At 37.6% G+C, this 15,951-nt stretch carries 17 protein-coding genes; 10 read left to right on the forward strand and 7 right to left on the reverse strand.

Features of this window, described 5'->3' with window-relative positions; genetic code table 11:
- Positions 1-157: 157 nt before the first annotated feature.
- The 5 genes from K0B81_00735 to ribE are packed head-to-tail and all read right to left on the reverse strand — an operon-like array spanning position 158 to position 4,509.
- Positions 158-1,567: a PQQ-like beta-propeller repeat protein gene (locus K0B81_00735; GenBank protein MBW6515125.1), complete on the reverse strand. Its 1,410-nt coding sequence runs from the start codon at positions 1,565-1,567 to the stop codon at positions 158-160.
- A 7-nt stretch (positions 1,568-1,574) separates the two neighbouring features.
- Complete coding sequence (locus K0B81_00740; protein ID MBW6515126.1) at positions 1,575-2,651, reverse strand: radical SAM protein; 1,077 nt, start codon at positions 2,649-2,651, stop codon at positions 1,575-1,577.
- An 11-nt stretch (positions 2,652-2,662) separates the two neighbouring features.
- The gene (locus tag K0B81_00745) at positions 2,663-3,553 is read right to left on the reverse strand and encodes a glycosyltransferase (GenBank protein MBW6515127.1); all 891 of its coding nucleotides are present in this window, start codon (positions 3,551-3,553) and stop codon (positions 2,663-2,665) included.
- Positions 3,554-3,577: 24 nt separating this feature from the next.
- Positions 3,578-4,039: a transcription antitermination factor NusB gene (nusB, locus tag K0B81_00750; GenBank protein ID MBW6515128.1), complete on the reverse strand. Its 462-nt coding sequence runs from the start codon at positions 4,037-4,039 to the stop codon at positions 3,578-3,580.
- 2 nt (positions 4,040-4,041) lie between these two features.
- Positions 4,042-4,509 (reverse strand): 6,7-dimethyl-8-ribityllumazine synthase, encoded by a 468-nt coding sequence (gene ribE / locus K0B81_00755; GenBank protein MBW6515129.1) that lies wholly within the window; start codon positions 4,507-4,509, stop codon positions 4,042-4,044.
- 229 nt (positions 4,510-4,738) lie between these two features.
- Between ribE and K0B81_00760 the strand changes: the two genes are divergently transcribed.
- The 10 genes from K0B81_00760 (at position 4,739) to K0B81_00805 (ending at position 14,269) form a co-directional block, all read left to right on the forward strand.
- On the forward strand, positions 4,739-6,268 hold the full coding sequence (locus tag K0B81_00760; GenBank protein MBW6515130.1) for a PDZ domain-containing protein: 1,530 nt from the start codon (positions 4,739-4,741) through the stop codon (positions 6,266-6,268).
- A 78-nt stretch (positions 6,269-6,346) separates the two neighbouring features.
- The gene (locus K0B81_00765) at positions 6,347-7,663 is read left to right on the forward strand and encodes a hypothetical protein (GenBank protein ID MBW6515131.1); all 1,317 of its coding nucleotides are present in this window, start codon (positions 6,347-6,349) and stop codon (positions 7,661-7,663) included.
- Positions 7,664-7,849: 186 nt separating this feature from the next.
- Positions 7,850-9,358 carry a hypothetical protein gene (locus K0B81_00770; protein ID MBW6515132.1) on the forward strand — a complete coding sequence of 503 codons (1,509 nt, stop codon included), beginning with the start codon at positions 7,850-7,852 and terminating at the stop codon, positions 9,356-9,358.
- 187 nt (positions 9,359-9,545) lie between these two features.
- Positions 9,546-9,896: a metalloregulator ArsR/SmtB family transcription factor gene (locus K0B81_00775; protein MBW6515133.1), complete on the forward strand. Its 351-nt coding sequence runs from the start codon at positions 9,546-9,548 to the stop codon at positions 9,894-9,896.
- Position 9,897: 1 nt separating this feature from the next.
- On the forward strand, positions 9,898-11,184 hold the full coding sequence (locus K0B81_00780; protein MBW6515134.1) for a permease: 1,287 nt from the start codon (positions 9,898-9,900) through the stop codon (positions 11,182-11,184).
- A 130-nt stretch (positions 11,185-11,314) separates the two neighbouring features.
- Entirely contained in the window at positions 11,315-11,716 is a 402-nt protein-coding gene (locus K0B81_00785) for a putative zinc-binding protein (protein MBW6515135.1), read from the forward strand.
- 132 nt (positions 11,717-11,848) lie between these two features.
- The gene (locus K0B81_00790) at positions 11,849-12,079 is read left to right on the forward strand and encodes a TM0996/MTH895 family glutaredoxin-like protein (GenBank protein ID MBW6515136.1); all 231 of its coding nucleotides are present in this window, start codon (positions 11,849-11,851) and stop codon (positions 12,077-12,079) included.
- Positions 12,080-12,088: 9 nt separating this feature from the next.
- Positions 12,089-13,069: a thioredoxin family protein gene (locus K0B81_00795; protein ID MBW6515137.1), complete on the forward strand. Its 981-nt coding sequence runs from the start codon at positions 12,089-12,091 to the stop codon at positions 13,067-13,069.
- On the forward strand, positions 13,042-13,524 hold the full coding sequence (locus tag K0B81_00800) for a hypothetical protein (protein MBW6515138.1): 483 nt from the start codon (positions 13,042-13,044) through the stop codon (positions 13,522-13,524). The genes K0B81_00795 and K0B81_00800 overlap by 28 nt, the downstream gene beginning before the upstream one ends.
- A gap of 25 nt (positions 13,525-13,549) precedes the next feature.
- Positions 13,550-14,269 (forward strand): sulfite exporter TauE/SafE family protein, encoded by a 720-nt coding sequence (locus tag K0B81_00805; GenBank protein MBW6515139.1) that lies wholly within the window; start codon positions 13,550-13,552, stop codon positions 14,267-14,269.
- A gap of 87 nt (positions 14,270-14,356) precedes the next feature.
- Here the strand turns inward: K0B81_00805 and arsB are convergent, their stop codons facing one another.
- Both arsB and K0B81_00815 read right to left on the reverse strand, forming a co-directional pair.
- Complete coding sequence (gene arsB, locus K0B81_00810; GenBank protein ID MBW6515140.1) at positions 14,357-15,418, reverse strand: ACR3 family arsenite efflux transporter; 1,062 nt, start codon at positions 15,416-15,418, stop codon at positions 14,357-14,359.
- A gap of 58 nt (positions 15,419-15,476) precedes the next feature.
- Positions 15,477-15,797, reverse strand: a complete 321-nt coding sequence (locus K0B81_00815) for a metalloregulator ArsR/SmtB family transcription factor (GenBank protein MBW6515141.1) — start codon at positions 15,795-15,797, stop codon at positions 15,477-15,479.
- Positions 15,798-15,951 lie beyond the last annotated feature (154 nt).

Raw genomic sequence — 15,951 nt, forward strand, 5'->3', positions numbered from 1 at the left:
AGGTTGAATATTTTTTGCAGATTTTATTATGAAGTTACAAAGAGGAAAGGATTTCTATAAAACATTATATCAAAATGATATAACTATTGATGCAATCATATCATGATGATGACAAACTAGTTGATTTAATTCTAACTTGGTATAGGAATTGAATTTTTTAGTATCTAATTTCGATTCTTACTTTATACAGTTTGTTACCTTTAACCATATAAACAGATCTTTCAATAAAATCGAAATCACTTACATAGTTGATAGTTTCATCACTTGAATAGTGGGTTAGGGTATCACCATTCAGTATATTGATCAAGGTCAAACTGTTATAATATGGAATGAGAATAATGCTGTTATTCAATCTTCTATCCATTTCGAGAGAGATTTGCACCGGCTGATATGGCGGTGCAGGAGAATAGATTGGTAACTGTGAATCATCACCTTTAGTCCATACCAAATCACCGTTATCTCTCTTTAGACAGTAACTGATATTATCTGCAGTCATCACCAACATTAGATTAGAGTCGAGAATTTCTATTGAAACAACATTGTGGTTGAGATTAGTTTTCCAAGTATTTCTTTTAGTTCTTTTATCGTAAGCATATAAAACATCATTAGATACAAGGTAAATATTACGTAAACAAAAGTAGGGTTTGAGAGTAATGGGATATGAAAGTGTGCTTTCCCAATCGACAGTTAGTTCAATATTATGTTGTGGAACAAGAAGAATACCATAATCCAGGGGAAGGATTTCTTGTAGTTTGAGAATATCAATGTTACGAAGGGTAAGTTGAAATTGCTCTCTTGTTATGTGTAAACGATCATCAACTACATCTCTTCCCATGAATAAATAGTAGATCGAAAAGATCAGCATTAATAACATTAATACTACCGGGATGCGAAACTTTTTAGCTTTGTACCATGGTTTTCTAATATCCCGTTTTCGTTCTTCAAAAGATATCATCCAATAAGGAAAAGGTTCTCTCTTATATTCATTTGAAACCTTATCGGCTAGTTCATAGAATCCTGTTTCTTTTAGGTTTAGAGTTTTTGCCTTATCAGCCGGTAGAGTAACAAAAATTGAGTTTATCGGCAACTCTTGAACTACCGGTTTAACTTCGATATCTTTTCCCAAAACACCAAGTAGACCAAGATTCTCTTTAGTTTTAACGTGGAAATGATCCCAGTTCTTTCCTAATTCATCTAAACCGGATTGAGTAATTACCCCAGCAAGAAATCTGCCACCTGACACGAAACAAATGTTATTATCTTCAATGATGGCTAAGAAGATAGAAACACCGACCTCTTGTTCCTGAAAATTTCTGAAATGAGCAAAAAGTTCCCAGTTAAGGTTGAGGAAAAACTCCTTGAGAAGAGCAGGTAATTCTTCCCAAAGAATATTCTGAAAGTCAATTTTAACCAGGCTCTGTAATATGATTGAATTAATTTTTTCGTGAGATGAACTCTCTTCTCTGTAGTGAGTTAGGAGAACGATACTTCTATCCTGTCTCTGAAAGTAATCGGAGAAAAAGAGATTGGTCTTGTTCTTCTCAGCGTGCAATATTTTCACATTCATTATCTACCTACCATTTGATATAACTTCTGATAAACACTCTCCAGAGGGAAGGAATATTGAGCAGCAGATTTGTATATGAACTATTTGCTAATGGGCAATAGCATCTCTTTTGTCTGATTTCTTTGCGTTCTATTTTAGCATTTTTTGAGAACCAGATCGAACTGAAGTTATAGTCCTTTTTTCGTAGATTTCCTATTGGTTTGGCTTTGGTGCAACACATCCAAACATCACCATTTGGAGCTATATGACACGATGCAATTCCTGCATAACATGGTATGACCTGTTTCTTATCGCGTAAGATTTTCTTAACCAAATTATAGTATTCGATACGAAAAGATTGGGTAATCCGACTCATACCTTTGAATTTATTGTTCTTGATCCGATGAAGCAGAAAATCTATAGCAGCACGATATTCTAAAGCACTCGGTGTGATATCTTTACCTATATTAGCTAATTCGTGCCTTTCTTCAGCAATTTCAGTAATGTAAGAATCGGGAGCTAATTGCATCAGATAAGATGCTATTACGGGGAAATTCTCAACATTATACTTTGATATCACAGTATGGATCCCAACAATTAAATTTTTATACTTAAGTTTCTTCAGTGCTTTGAAAGTATTAATAACTCTATTAAAATTACCCTTAACATTTCTAATTCTGTCGTGTTCTTCATCAATACCATCTATAGATAGATTGATAATGATCTGAGTTCGTGGTAGGGATTTGCATATCTGTCTAACCATGTAGAGAATTCGTGGTGTCAGGATACCGTTTGTTGGAATATTGATTATCCTTGGACGGCAATACTTATCCAAAGCAATAACAATATCCACAAGGTCTTTTCTTAAAAACGGTTCACCACCACTTATTGTAACCCAATATGGAGCTTTGCCGATTTTTTTGAATATCTTTTTGTATTCGGAAACATTCATCTGCTCCGACTTGACATTATAAATAAAACAGGTCTGACAGCGGGAATTGCATTTGTTTGTGACGCTAATTGTATAATTTATCGGTAGTAATCTTGGGAAACCAAGGATACGATAGATTCTGTAAATGATCAATTTTATAAGTAAGATTAACATCTCATATCCTCTTAATTTACTTTTTTAGTCGAGTTAATTATATCCCACTTAAAGGGATTCTTTTTCAAAATAGTTAAGTCATACCAACCAAGAAACCGAGACCAAATCTCTAAAATGACGATAAGAATAACAAAATGTAGTTTCCAAGGGTTTCTCTTTATCTCATCCCAAAGTACGGAAAGAAGTAATTGTGGTTGGTTGGTACTGACATGATAAGAGTTTCGTCTTTTCAGCCAAAGATGTCCAGCAGCTATTCTTCTACGCTGTTTTATGAAATCCATGATACTCTCAGGGCCTTTATTATATACGATTGCTTCCGGTACATAGAACAGTTTAAATCCATTCTCTGTGATAATAGCTTCAATACTAGCTTCATCAACAGCACTGTCCTCAGGAATTGAGGTCATTATATTACGAAATGCTACCATTTCCCCCAGTTTGGGAGATTGTAATGCTATCAAATGATGAAGTTGCCACTGAAGGTGAACCCAATAACCGACAAAACTATCGGTTTTGTTTACAGGTATAGGATGTGCTCCGGTCATACCGATACTACTATCAATAAAGGGTTCAATCATTTTTTCTATGGTTATTTCCTCTGGAATTACATCTCCACTACTGATCAATATGAGATCTTCTTTTGCTTCTTTTAAAAAAGTATTTATAGCAGCCGATTTGCCTCTCCGCTCTTTTTCCGTGATTAGTTTAACTATCGGATTTATTCCGGAATATCTCTTCACTATATCATCAGAACCATCTGTTGAGTCACTTGAAATAACTATGATTTCCGCTATTTCTACCTTTTCCAGCTTCTGATTAAGCAAAGCTTTCAGTAGTTTACCAATGTTTTCGGCTTCGTTATGTATCAAGATACCGATGCTGCATCTGAGTTGGTTTTTCATCATCAGTAATCCATAAAATAACTATTACTCAGTCTTATGAGGTTGCTGTGGCAAATCTTTGGCTATATGATCCAAAACTCCATTTATCAATTTACTCGATTTGTCACAGCAGAACTTTTTGGCTATTTCAACAGCTTCATCAATTGCTATAGGTGGTGGTGTATTCTGATACAAAATATCGGCTATAGCAAGACGTAGCAGATTTCTATCGAGTACACCGAGTTTATCAATATTCCAATGCTCAAGATGAGTTTTAATCAAATTATCTATTGTCTGCAGATTTTCTATAACAGAAACTATCAGCTCATTACAAAACGGGTAGATTCTGCTGGTCGGTTTAATAGAATTAGTCTCGAAGATGTTATTTAAGATCGGTTCGAACATCTCCCTATCTACCTCTCTTTCGGTAAGAGCAGATTCATGGTCGAAATCGAGACTATACAACGTCTGTAAAACGATCTCTCGTCCTTTGCGGCGTAAACCCATCCCTATTTTATACTCCGGTAGAGATTTACCATTTCGATCGCTGAAAGAGCTGCATCCCAACCTTTATTTCCGGATTTAGTACCTGCTCTTTCGATTGCTTGTTCAATGGTATCTGCAGTTATAACTCCAAAGATTACTGGAATACCCGATTGTAGTGCAACCTGAGCTATTCCTTTGCTCACTTCAGATGAGACATATTCGAAATGGGGAGTTGAACCACGAATAACGGCTCCTAAACATATTATTGCTTCATATTTACCGGTTTTAGCCAGTTTTTGCGCTACTGCTGGAAGTTCAAAAGCACCAGGTGTCCAGACAACCTCGATCTCTTTTTCAGCTACATTATGACGCTGTAAACAGTCTAAACTCCCTTCTAAAAGTTTGTTGCCGATAAACTCATTGAAACGACTGATCACGATACAGTATTTTGCCTTATCGGATACTAGTTTACCTTCATAGATCTTATACATAGGTACTCCTTGTCAAAAGAATATATTTCTATATATTAATGATAACAAAAATATCCGACTATATTAAGCAAGATATTTTTCTTCCCAAACTATCAAGACCGCTGACAGTTAGAGAAAAACTTAATATTTCAATACTACGATGATGATCTTCTAATATATCATTTAATTAACTAATTTATATTGACGTGTTTTTTATCGTATCGACTTCTCTATCCAATTGGGAGGTTTTATGAAGCGTTTCTTGTGTCTAACGATACCAGTACTTATTCTTTGTATTGTTTGCCAGATAACTGCAATGAGTTTAGAGCAATTTGTAAAGGAGCAATATAATAACGAATCGATAAGTTCTGATTCTCTTTATACCGTTTTTAAAAACTACACAGATTTTGAGCAACCTGAAGAATTAGCAATTCTTATTAAGGATTACCACACAATCAATGATACTCTACAAGCACCTTTTGTTTACTACCTGCCATCAGGTTATAGAGCAGATAAGAAAACTCCGCTCTTGATATATCTTCATGGCGGAGTATCTCGTCCTGAGTTTATCGAAGATTATTATGATAACTTACATCATAGCCCCTTCCTTAAAATAGCCAATGAAAAGAATTGGATTCTACTCTTTCCCATGGCTAATATTCAGACGGCTTGGTGGTCTGAAAAAGGTATAGAGAACATCATGTATCAGATCCGGTTTTTAAAAGAGAGATTTAATGTTGATGACAACAGGATTTATCTAAGCGGTTTTTCTGATGGAGCTTCCGGTTCCTTTCATCTCGGCATGACTACTCCCAACGATTTTGCAGCTTTTTATCCCTTGAACGGTAATATGCTGGTTGGAACAATAGTAACAGGATATCCTACCTACACAACTAATCTGCGTAACCGTTATCATCGAGTAATCAATACCGATCTAGATTTTCTTTATCCTGCTGATAAGATGCGGTTATTAATCAAAACAGCTCAAGATATGGGGGCAAATATCTTTTACTTGGAGTATTGGGGAATAGGGCATACTTACGACTACGCAGAGTACGATCTTCCACTAATGATCGAGGATATGGAAAAACAAGTTCGTAATATCTTTCAACCATCACTCTACTGGGAAACTACAGATCCAAGATGGGGGAGATGCGACTGGTTAGAGATTCTTGAGATCGACACATTAAGTGCAGCTCAGGATTGGCATTGTCATAATACAGTTCTCCTACCCGATGACAGAGTTACCTTTGGATTCTATGACGACAACGATTTTACAGGATATGGAGTGAGAATATCTAATATTGTCGATAATTCGGTTTCTGAAGAGATCGGACTTATAAGTGGTGATGTCATAATTTCTATGGATGGTATAGAAACTGAAACAATTAATGATTTACTGAATATTCGCAATGATAAGAAACGGGGAGATGAGTTTCATTTGACTATCATCAGAGACCAAGAGGAAATTATTCTTGAAGGTGCTTTCCCTCCCGTTACCTATCATGAGCATTTTAATTATCAACAGAAGTCCGGAGCTTTGAAAGCTCTTTATAGAGGCAATGTTTTCCATATTGAAAGTTCCCGTGTTGCAAAACTAGCTGTCTATATTCATCCTGGAATGGTAAATCTCGATATACCTATAAGAATATTTGTGAACGAAAGAGAGATTTTTAATGATTTCATCGAGATCGACAGAGAGTTCATGACGGTTAATTTCCTTAACAATAAAGATCGTTCTGTACTTTGGATAAAGAAGCTAGTTCTTAAAATCCCATAAAAAATTTAAGATATTTATTCAGTCAATCCAGCAACGACCTAAACTGGAATTGATGGTTTAGCTAGAAGCACGGGAGATATGACATATCCCTATGCATCCAATACCTATGTCGGTTGGGATTTTGTAGATACCTGGCAAGAGGACCCTCTCTACCTGAATGATGGTTATCCATACTTAGAGTGGCAAACTTTCGAAATTTATCCAGAAGCGGAAGCTCCTACTGCTGGAGATGGAACACCAAGCAACCCCTATGAAATTTCTTCTCTCGAAAATCTCTACTGGATAGCGGCGAGCGAAGACGTTGTCCCCGATCCCGATCAGGCAACACGGTGGTCAAGTCACTATATTCAAATTGCTGATATTGATGCTTCTTCAACGAGCGGTTGGTTTGCAGGTCAGGGGTGGACTCCCATTGGTGATAATAGTGATATTAGTAATGAAACGAGATTTACTGGTACTTATGACGGGCAGGATTACACTATTAACGGTTTGTTTATCAATCGTCCTGATATGGATCATGTCGGTCTGTTTGGCTATGCGTCGGGATCTTTATTAGAGAATATTGGCACTATTGATTTTAACATTAATGGTCACTACTATGTGGGAGGTCTGGTCGGTATGACCGAAAGTTATACATTGATCAGTAATTGTTTTAGTGATGGTATAGTAAATGGTGATTATTATGTCGGTGGACTTGTCGGAGCTCATACATTTCATTCCACGGTCAGTAATAGTTTTAGTTCCTGTAATGTTTCGGGGTATTCAGAGGTTGGTGGTTTATCTGGTCGCACTGCTCAATCTACCCATAGCAACAGTTACAGCATCAGTAGTGTTGGCGGCAATTCATATGTTGGTGGTTTTATAGGGCGTGATCTGGGTTATTGTACAATAGTTAACTGCTATAGTAAAGGTAGTGTAAATGGAATATCTTGGGTTGGTGGTTTTATTGGTCATCAGTTTGGCACCACTTTTACCAACTGCTATTGGGATATGGAAACATCCGGACAGCCGAGCTCTGCAGCAGGCGAAGGGCGAACAACCGAGGAGATGACTTACACATATGCAGCTAACACTTATGTTGACTGGGATTTTATAAATACCTGGAAAGCTGATCCTCAATATCTCAACGATGGCTATCCTTATCTGCATTGGCAAGACTCCGGAATTGAGTTATTAACCCCGGAAAATCTAATTACTAATATTGCTGACGGGTACATCTATCTTCATTGGGAGGCAGTCGAAAATGCAAACTCCTATAAGGTCTATGCATGCTATGATCCTTATTCGGAAGATTGGCAATTGTTAGATGTTGTTCATGAACCTATTTTTTCGGAATCGATCTCAGGGGCGATGAAGTTTTATAGGATAGTAGCTTCGACAGAAACTATGGAATAACAGTTGCTCATTAATCATTGTGCAAGTGTTAGAGGTGTCTTATTATTAGGTTATCGTATAAGCCAGAAATCAGCGATAATTTTTCTATACCAAGTAGGGTGGGAGAGTCCTTAAGGTATTATTTGAGTTGACAGATTTCTCTTATTTCGCATTAATAATACCTAATATAATAACAAGGGGTATTGCATGCAAAGTTTAAACAATCTCATGATAAACGACAAACTCTTCATGGTTCTTATCATTCTGTTCGCATTTGTACTAACACCTATCCTGATACATTCTCTGGAGTTGTCATATATAGAAAAATTTCATTGGATACGAGAAACATTCGAAGAGAATGATGCCGGAGCACAGTTGATTATTGAACAGAAGGGTCATGCAGAGTTTCAGAAGCACAATGAAATTTATGAAGAGAGATTACAGGAAGTTGAGACACTCTCTGAAGCTGTAGCGATCTATCGAGAATGGTTAAGATTCTTCAGACCATGGCATCACGCCGTTAGTATTAATTGGGAAGTAGTCGAGAGAGAACTTAGTGATCCGGTTGATCCGACAGGTTGGGAGAGATATGAGATCAATGAAGAGGATTTTGTAGAATATCTATCAAGTTTGGAAGAAGCCGGTTTTGAAGGTGTTTGGATTTCTCAGCCCTACACTATTGGAATAATCATTCATGACGATGAATATCTTGGTTTTGTTATTGACGAAGGGAGTACAAGATGGCAGAAGCAGCATATTAAATTGAGATTTACCCCACCTGAGCAGGATGGATCAACCAACGGTATTTGGTACATGGGTGACTATTCCCCTTTCGAATTTACTTCGGCTGAATTGCTTGGAAATAATAATCTTCTTTTAGGCAGGTTTAATCTGAAAAGATCCTTTCCGGACTATCCTGTTACCGAAGATGATCAACAAGTTAGCTTCCATTTCGAACTAATGAATGTCAACACTCCAGTTTTTATGGAATTATCGGATGACACCATACTTCTCCGTTTTCCCTCTTTTTTGATCGAACATAAACCTGTTGTGGATGAATTCTTGGTTCAACATCACGAAAAAATTATTAGTACCCCAAACCTGATCATAGATATACGAAACAATGGAGGTGGTTCTGATATGACATATAGAAATCTTTTACCCTATCTTTATACCAATCCGATCAGAGCATACGGTACTGAGTTTTTGGCGTCCCCCTTGAACATTATATTCATGGAGAATCAGTTGGCAAATATTCCTGCAGATCAAACAGAATTGAGAGAATTGCTTACAAAGAAACTCGCTGAATTTTATGATAACATAGGTGAGTTTGTCAACCTGTATGATATTGAAGTATTTGATATTGAATTAGAGGACAAGTACCCCTTACCTGAAAGAATTGCTGTTATCATCAACGAAAATGTCGGTAGTGCTGCCGAACTATTTGCCTTCGAAGCAAGGCAGAGTAGCAAAACAAAACTTTTCGGCAGAACTACTGTCGGGGCTCTCGATACGGCAGATATGATCTCAGTTGATTCCCCCTGTGGTGAAATAAGCTTATCATATTGTATTGCCAGAAGCTTGAGACTCCCTGAACAGGTTTTCGATAATATCGGCATTCAACCGGATATCTTTATCGACAGAACTGTCCCAGATCATAAATGGATCGATTATGTAAAGGGGATTTTAACTTATGAACTAGAAGGGGAAAAATAGCGATTTTTTCTGTTATTAAACCATCAATAAGATTACAAGATATGACCCTTCTTTTAATATACAATAGAGAGTATATCCAATAGATACGATATCTTTAAAATCTCATCAAAACAGCCCCAAACATTACAAAACCTCTTGACAGTATTTGGCTCTTTGACCAAATATCTTCTCAATAAAACTTGAGGTAATGATGCAGAATTTGAAGAGTAAGGCGTTGATTTATAAGGCATTAGGGCATCCGACCCGTCTGTTTATCATTGAGTATCTTAATAATAATGGAGAACGTTGTGTCTGTGAATTAACAGATATACTTCGCTTTGATATTTCGACCATATCTAAGCATCTCGATGTGTTACGGAAGGCAGGATTAGTTACGAGCCGTAAAGATGGTCAGATGGTTTTATATAAGTCGAATATTCCTTGTCTTAACGAAATACTCGATTGTGTAGAGTGTGTCAGTCAGCAGGAATGCACCAGGAAAGTGATGACTAATGAAAAACTTATAATGAATAAAAGAAGGATAAATAGTAGAGGTTAATATGGATTGGAAGCAGGAGTGGAAAACACTTTTAATCATGGCAGCTGTTTTCTTAGGTGCTTATTTTATGCCTGTAGGAACAGCTCGTTTTGATTTTGCTTTTCGTGAGGGGCTCTTTCTCTTAAAGGATTATGCTCGGGAGCATATACTACTTTGCTTGATCCCGGCTTTCTTCATTGCCGGAGCAATATCTGTCTTTATCAGTCAGGGTGCGGTAATGAAGTATCTGGGGAGTAAGGCAAAAAAAGTAATAGCTTATTCAGTCGCTTCAGTTTCGGGGAGTATATTGGCAGTTTGTTCCTGTACAGTATTACCATTATTTAGCGGAATTTATAAGAGAGGAGCGGGATTAGGTCCGGCAACAACTTTCCTCTATTCGGGACCGGCGATAAATATTATGGCTATCATTCTGACCGCAAGAGTACTGGGGATGGAATTGGGAGTAGCCAGAGCAGTCGGAGCTATCTTGTTCAGTATCATTATCGGCTTAATGATGCAATTGATTTTCCGGAAAGAGAAGACAGAAGAGGGTGGTTTCGTTATGCCTGAAAACGAAAAACCACTTTGGCAGAATGTTTCTTTGATGGTTCTGCTGGTTTTGATCCTGGTCGCAGTCAATTGGGGAAAGCCAGTTGATGATGTAGGTGTCTGGAGCTTTATCTATCAGATTAAATGGTTGATAACAGCAGGATTAGCGCTTATGTTGGGAGTTGTATTAATAAAATATTTTGCTATGAAATTATGGAAGATTGGTGTATCTGCAGGGATAACGTTACTGTTTGCTGTTATTTTGCCTCAATTTCCGACCATCGCCTTTGCTGCAGCATTCATAAGTTTATCTTTTTTCATCAGCAGAAAAGAGGATGAATTGGGTGATTGGTTTTTAGCTACCTGGGATTTTGCTAAGCAGATACTACCGTTGTTGCTCTTTGGTGTACTAATTGCCGGAATGCTACTCGGTAGACCGGAAGAAGAGGGATTGATCCCCTCCCAATGGGTATATGCAGCAGTAGGGGGTAATTCCCTGGGAGCAAACTTCTTTGCTGCTATTGCCGGTGCATTTATGTACTTTGCTACTCTGACTGAAGTGCCGATCTTACAAGGTCTGATAGGCAATGGTATGGGGAAGGGACCAGCGTTGGCTCTGTTGTTAGCAGGACCTGCACTCTCACTGCCTAATATGTTAGTGATCAGAAGTGTTCTCGGAACTAAAAAAACTCTTGTTTTTGTTACTTTGGTAGTTGTGATGTCAACGATAGCAGGTGTAGTCTATGGTTATCTGTTTTAGAAAGACTTGTAATCTACTTATCCTTATCATATTTTATGAACAGAATTATGAGAGTATCCATAACATGGTAATTGTATAGATAATATCTTTAAAAGCAACTATTTATTAAAGAAATTTTATGGAGAAAAATATGACTGAATGTAATTGCAGTTGCTCGAGTGCTTGTGCTGTTAATACAGCTCATAGTAATGTGTATGCCTGTGCCGGGGCGAGTAATGTCGGCAAGATATCTGTGGAGTTAGCAATAGCCCTGCACAAAGCAAACAAGTATCGAATGGGTTGTGCTGCAGGGGTAGGAGCAGACATTTGCGGTTTTAAAGAAGCTGCCGAAGAGACCGAGACAGCTAATCTAGTAATTGATGGATGTGCTGTATCCTGTTTGAAGAATATGTTTGATAAGAAAGAGATTGGAAACTACCAACACATTATTTTAACCGAGTTCGGTATAGAGAAAGAACCACATTTTGACTATGATCAGAATGTTATTAAACGATTAGTTGAGCAGATAGATGATGTAAAGAGAGCAAAATAGCTTGTAGATATCTAATGACAAACAAGTAATGTCACTCATTAGTTAGGATTCTAAAAGAAGCTATATATATTTACTTGTAGGTTTGCTATAGATCTTTTGAAACACGAAAAAAAACTCAGATATGGAGGAAAAATGATTATTAAAGTACTTGGTTCGGGTTGTCCGAAATGCAAGAAACTGGAAGAAAATGTCCGTAAGGCGTTAGAAGAGAAAGGAATTAAAGCTCAGGTCGAGAAAGTGACAGATATTACTAAGATCATGAATTACGGAGTAATGATGACTCCAGGGTTGGTGATTGATGAGAAAGTTGTTTCGGTCGGTAAGGTTCTGGGACCTGATAAAATTGTTCCCTTATTGAAGTGAGGTTTTTGGATGCGTTCAAAGTTAAAACCTACATTAGTAATATCTAAGAAATTTCTGAATCTGCTCCAGATTCTTTTTCTCGTTACTTTAACCATTACAATTGCCTGTAGTAAAGTAGAGAGTAAGACAAGAGAAGGTAATCTGCAAGGAACAGTCGCTGAAAACTATCCTCTGCTTTCATCAACACCATTGGCTTCTGCAACTTTTACCAAGTTACCGAATGATCTTCTTCTTCGTTCGGTTGATATCACTATAACCAAACAGGAGATAGATAATGATCTAGCACAAACAAGGGCAAATATCAGAGAACAACTCCAAGATAATGTTTTTTTCATCTTAGAGCAGAAATTCACTGAAAAAGTAATACTTCAAGAGAGTCGCAATTCTCTGACTAAAGATGGTCATGACATAACAAATATATCTGATATGGATGTTATCCAAACATTTGTCTATGGTTTGGTTAAAGATATTGAACCCTCGGAAGCGGAGATCAATGAATTTTATGAAGCCAATAAGGCGTTAATGGGTGATATGCCTTTTGACCAAGTTCGCGGGCAGATTGTAGGATTTTTGAAGCAACAACAACAACAAGAGTATGTACAGGAATACATAACAAATATTTTATCTAATAGAAAAGTCGAGATCTCGGGTAGTTGGGCTGCTGAGAAGATCAGTTTAGCAATGAATAATGATGTTGATCAAGCCAGATTGAGTAGTATTCCTACTATGGCAAACTTTGGTTCAGACAGTTGTGTTCCCTGTCAAATGATGATACCGGCAAGAGAAGCTGTAAGAGAGTCGTTTGGCGATACTGCTCATGTTGTGTATGTTCATACAGACAGAGACCAGATCCTCTCCAGCCGCTACGGGATCCAGAGTATTCCTACTCTCATCTTCTTCGATAAACAGGGTGCAGAAGTACACAGACACGTTGGGATAATGAGTCAGGATGAAATGGAAGAATGGCTAAACAGGTTGCTCAGGGATTAGTTTTGAAGATCATCAGAAATCTGTTGCTCGCCTTTATCATCTTCAGCATCGGTTTTGCTATAGGCAAAGAATTTGCTTTGAGAGGAGTTCAAAGTGATCTAACCTCTCTGACAGGAAGAGATAAAAAAATAGTCGTTTATTATCTTCGTTCAACTTTTCGTTGTTGGCAGTGTAACATGATAGAGATCTACACAGATAAGCTGATCAGAATAGAATTTGCTGAATACCTTGAAGACAGAAGACTCGATTGGAGAGTCGTTGATTATCTGCAAGATAGTCAATTAGCAAATCGCTATAATATCTCCGGTAATACGATTATAGTAGCCAGATTTGAAGATGGGGTAGAGGTAAGTCATACCCGACTCGATCAGGTCATGGAGAAAGTACTCAATCAATATGAATTTATGAATTACTTGCGAAATGCCATTAAAGAACAGTTTGAAGACAAGAAGTAACAAACTGAATAAGAGGAATTAACAGATGACTTCGATTTTGGTTATGTGGAGTGCTTTAACATTGGGGGTTATAACTTCTATCAGTCCCTGTCCGTTAGCCACTAATGTTGCTGCGATCTCTTTTTTAAGTCGTTCATTGAACAATACCCAAAGAGTCTTATTGTCAGGTTTATTATATACACTGGGAAGAATGTTCGTCTATGTCGGGATAGGGGTTCTCATCTTAATTTTCTTCCAGACCTCATCTCCTTCTGAAGCAACATTAGTGTCTAATATATCCCGTTTTCTACAAAGTTATATGGGGATTTTTTTAGGACCATTACTTATTTTAGCCGGTATGTTCATCTTGGGTATGCTGCAAACATCCGTCTCTTTCAGTATGAATGGACAATCTTTGCAGAGAAGATTTCAAGATGGAGGTATTATTTGGTCATTTCCCATGGGAGTGGTTTTTGCCCTCTCTTTCTGTCCGGTTTCTGCGAGTCTCTTTTTTATAGGTTTATTAGGGCTTTCTACCCAATATTCATCTCCAGTTTTGTTACCTACTCTGTTTGGGATCGGTACGGCACTTCCGGTCATTATTTTTGCTTTGATCATTGCCTTTGCCGGTAAAATGGTAGGGAAAGCTTTTAACCGACTCTCTCAGATCGAAAGATGGGTCAGGATCGTCACCGGGATGATCTTTATTGGAGCCGGGATCTATTATATTCTCACCCACATTTACGGATTGTCACTTCTAATTTAGAGTTTATCACTTACTATCTGGAGACTGATCAAGCAACAGACGAGTTTTAGGCTCGTCTTTTGAATTTATAAGAGCTTTTCCGGAAGTTTAACTTACTACTCTTTCAGCCGGGAAACAGTGCGTAGTTTTATTAGCTATCTTAACTAATGTCAGCATCACCGGTACTTCTACCAAGACACCGACTATGGTGGCAAGGGCAACCGGAGAAGCAGCTCCAAAAAGTGCGATGGCTACTGCCACTGCTAATTCGAAGAAATTGGAAGCCCCGATCATACCGGCTGGTGCAGCGATACAATGCCGAAGCTTGAGTTTCATTGCTCCAAAATAAGCAATTGCGAAGATAAGAAATGTTTGAATGGTCAAAGGTACTGCGATCAGAATGATATGAAGCGGGTTTTGCAAAATAACTCTTCCTTGAAATGAGAAGATGATTACTAAAGTTAAGAGTAGTCCACCGATCGTAATGTTGTTGAACTTAGGCAGAAAAGTGCCGGTAAAATATTCAATTCCTCTCGATTTGATGATACTAACTCTGGTTATAACACCACCGGCAAGCGGAATAACAACAAACAAGACTACCGAAAGTATCAAAGTATTCCAAGGGATACGGATACCGCTGATCCCTAATAATAGTGCTACGATAGGAGTAAAAGCAAAGAGGATTATTAAGTCGTTCGTAGCAACTTGAACTACTGTATATGCAGGATTACCTTTGGTCAAATGACTCCAGACAAAGACCATGGCTGTACAGGGTGCAGCTCCCAAAAGAATTGCCCCGGCTAAATAATCTCTCGCCAGATCACCCGGAATAAAACTTCTAAAGATATAGAAGAAGAAGAGGTAAGCTATCCCATACATAGTAAAAGGTTTGATGAGCCAGTTCACTACCCAAGTTAAATAAAGACCTTGGGGATTTTTACCTACATTCTTGATACTGGTAAAATCAACTTTCATCATCATCGGATAAATCATTAGCCAGATCAGGACCGCTATCGGTATTGAGACATTGGCATACTCGAATTTTCCTAAAAATCTCGGAATGAATGATAAGTATTGACCAATAAGTATTCCTGCCACCATACAGCCAGCAACCCAGATAGTTAAATATCTCTCAAAAAAACTAATACCACTTATTTGTTTATTCTTCATATACTTTTCCTACCGTTATCATAGATTAACGATTTCTGTTTTTGTTTCATTATCGTGTTCATCGTCTATTCTCTTCCGAATTGCTATTGCAAATGCAGTTCTCTTTCGGCAGAGTTATATTGTCTAAAAGATCATGTAAATCCTTAACTCTTGCTTGATCCAATGAGTAATGCATCCAAGTTGATTTTTTTTCGCCGATAACCAAACCACAATCCATCAATACTTTCATATGATGGGAGAGAGTAGATTGACTGATCCGTAAACTCTCTAAAATATCACAAGCACAGAGAGTACCGCAGGATAAGATATCCAGTATTTGTATACGTGTCGGATCACTCAATACCTTGAAAAGTTTTGACAGATCATTATATTTATCCATTAATAGCTCCTTTGCAAATCAAAATCAAGAAAACCATTATATCGACACCTGTCAATATTTATCTTCATCGATATTGACGTTACTTTGATCAACAACCAGGTAATATTTTAACCGATAAACAACAGGACATCTAAGTTCCTTACTTACATTAAAT

The sequence above is a fragment of the Candidatus Cloacimonadota bacterium genome (genome assembly GCA_019429305.1).
Classification (GTDB): Bacteria; Cloacimonadota; Cloacimonadia; order Cloacimonadales; family JAJBBL01; genus JAHYIR01.

What these genes read in the sequence shown, in the direction of transcription:
- K0B81_00785 (MBW6515135.1), top strand. Translation starts at nt 11,315, where the DNA reads ATGACTGAATGTAATTGCAGTTGCTCGAGTGCTTGTGCTGTTAATACA.
- K0B81_00790 (MBW6515136.1), top strand. Translation starts at nt 11,849, where the DNA reads ATGATTATTAAAGTACTTGGTTCGGGTTGTCCGAAATGCAAGAAACTG.
- K0B81_00760 (MBW6515130.1), top strand. Translation starts at nt 4,739, where the DNA reads ATGAAGCGTTTCTTGTGTCTAACGATACCAGTACTTATTCTTTGTATT.
- K0B81_00795 (MBW6515137.1), top strand. Translation starts at nt 12,089, where the DNA reads ATGCGTTCAAAGTTAAAACCTACATTAGTAATATCTAAGAAATTTCTG.
- K0B81_00800 (MBW6515138.1), top strand. Translation starts at nt 13,042, where the DNA reads ATGGCTAAACAGGTTGCTCAGGGATTAGTTTTGAAGATCATCAGAAAT.
- K0B81_00745 (MBW6515127.1), bottom strand. Translation starts at nt 3,553, where the DNA reads ATGAAAAACCAACTCAGATGCAGCATCGGTATCTTGATACATAACGAA.
- K0B81_00775 (MBW6515133.1), top strand. Translation starts at nt 9,546, where the DNA reads ATGATGCAGAATTTGAAGAGTAAGGCGTTGATTTATAAGGCATTAGGG.
- K0B81_00780 (MBW6515134.1), top strand. Translation starts at nt 9,898, where the DNA reads ATGGATTGGAAGCAGGAGTGGAAAACACTTTTAATCATGGCAGCTGTT.
- K0B81_00770 (MBW6515132.1), top strand. Translation starts at nt 7,850, where the DNA reads ATGCAAAGTTTAAACAATCTCATGATAAACGACAAACTCTTCATGGTT.
- K0B81_00805 (MBW6515139.1), top strand. Translation starts at nt 13,550, where the DNA reads ATGACTTCGATTTTGGTTATGTGGAGTGCTTTAACATTGGGGGTTATA.
- K0B81_00815 (MBW6515141.1), bottom strand. Translation starts at nt 15,797, where the DNA reads ATGGATAAATATAATGATCTGTCAAAACTTTTCAAGGTATTGAGTGAT.
- nusB (MBW6515128.1), bottom strand. Translation starts at nt 4,039, where the DNA reads ATGGGTTTACGCCGCAAAGGACGAGAGATCGTTTTACAGACGTTGTAT.
- K0B81_00735 (MBW6515125.1), bottom strand. Translation starts at nt 1,567, where the DNA reads ATGAATGTGAAAATATTGCACGCTGAGAAGAACAAGACCAATCTCTTT.
- arsB (MBW6515140.1), bottom strand. Translation starts at nt 15,418, where the DNA reads ATGAAGAATAAACAAATAAGTGGTATTAGTTTTTTTGAGAGATATTTA.
- ribE (MBW6515129.1), bottom strand. Translation starts at nt 4,509, where the DNA reads ATGTATAAGATCTATGAAGGTAAACTAGTATCCGATAAGGCAAAATAC.
- K0B81_00740 (MBW6515126.1), bottom strand. Translation starts at nt 2,651, where the DNA reads ATGTTAATCTTACTTATAAAATTGATCATTTACAGAATCTATCGTATC.
- K0B81_00765 (MBW6515131.1), top strand. Translation starts at nt 6,347, where the DNA reads ATGACATATCCCTATGCATCCAATACCTATGTCGGTTGGGATTTTGTA.